The organism is Flavobacterium sp. FG68, from assembly GCF_057808895.1.
In genome coordinates this window covers 1-1,114 of the sequence record NZ_JBMDIY010000077.1, presented here as the reverse complement: position 1 = coordinate 1,114, position 1,114 = coordinate 1, and the positions used below count along the sequence as shown (strand labels likewise).

At 32.8% G+C, this 1,114-nt stretch carries 1 protein-coding gene; it reads right to left on the bottom strand.

Annotated elements, in window-relative coordinates; translation table 11 throughout:
* Positions 1-194 precede the first annotated feature (194 nt).
* Positions 195-740 carry a Riean_0653 family protein gene (locus ACODSB_RS23975; RefSeq protein ID WP_053474520.1) on the bottom strand — a complete coding sequence of 182 codons (546 nt, stop codon included), beginning with the start codon at positions 738-740 and terminating at the stop codon, positions 195-197.
* Positions 741-1,114 lie beyond the last annotated feature (374 nt).

The window sequence follows — 1,114 nt, the reverse complement described above, 5'->3', positions numbered from 1 at the left end:
GATTTACTTTGCGCATAAGACGCACTGCTGTGCGTCTCTACGATATACTTTGTGTTATTTGTTGTCGAGTAAATATTCATTCCAATTTTCCGTAGAGGCGCACAGCAGTGCGTCTACATCCAGTATTCACGATAGGATTAAAATAAAAAAGCTCCCATTATAAAGGAGCTTTTTTATATGGAAAAATATCAGAATTATTTCTCTGGCACATCATATCTGTAGCTAAAAGTACCGTCGGTTACTTTTGTTGTAACAGGGTTAGCAGCGCTAATTGGTTCATCATCATCATCTACACAATTAAATGAAAATGTTCCGGTTACTTTTTTAGCAGTTAAGTCAATCGCTGTAATTGATACTGAACCATTAACAGGATATTGACTTTTTCCTTTAGTGTTAAATGAGATTTCAACTTGTGTTTTAGAGGCGTCAAAAGTGTTTTTTGTTATAGGATATGTTCCAACTTTTAGATCGCTTCTTTTAATGTAAAGTCTAATTTCATCTACAAAATTTTTGTTTCTTCCTTGTAAAAGAATGTATTCTTCTGCAGGATACATATCAAATAATGTTTTTGTAGCATAATCTGATCCAAACGGATTTTGCATTTCCCATAATGTACCGTCAACTTTTGCAGTCATTGCAAATTTTGATGTTTCCGGCTCTTCAGGGTTTTCGTTGTCATCGCTTGAACAGCTGTTTAATGCTAAAAGTAAAAATAGAAATAAGATTTTTGGTGTTTTCATTATTGGTATTTGTTATATTAAGTAGTAAATGTAAATGAATTTATTTTAACATTTAATTTGTAAGATTAGAAAAAATGTATATTATACATTAAAAAAAGCTCCAATGAAAATTGGAGCTTTTTGTTTTTTTTAGTTTGCGCATAAGACGCACTGCTGTGCGCCTCTACAATATGCTTTGTCTATATATTTTGTGTGATTTGTCGATTGAAAAATTGATATAATTCCATCCCAATTTTCCGTAGAGACTGCTGTTCGCCTCTACGATATGCTTTGTCTATATATTTTGTGTGATTGCTGATCGAAAAATTTATATAATTCCATCCCAATTTTCCGTAGAGACGCACAGCAGTGCGTCTACGTCCAATATTCACGTT

Bases quoted from the DNA above. Each gene is read 5' to 3' on its own strand.
- ACODSB_RS23975 (WP_053474520.1), bottom strand. From the start codon at position 740: ATGAAAACACCAAAAATCTTATTTCTATTTTTACTTTTAGCATTAAAC.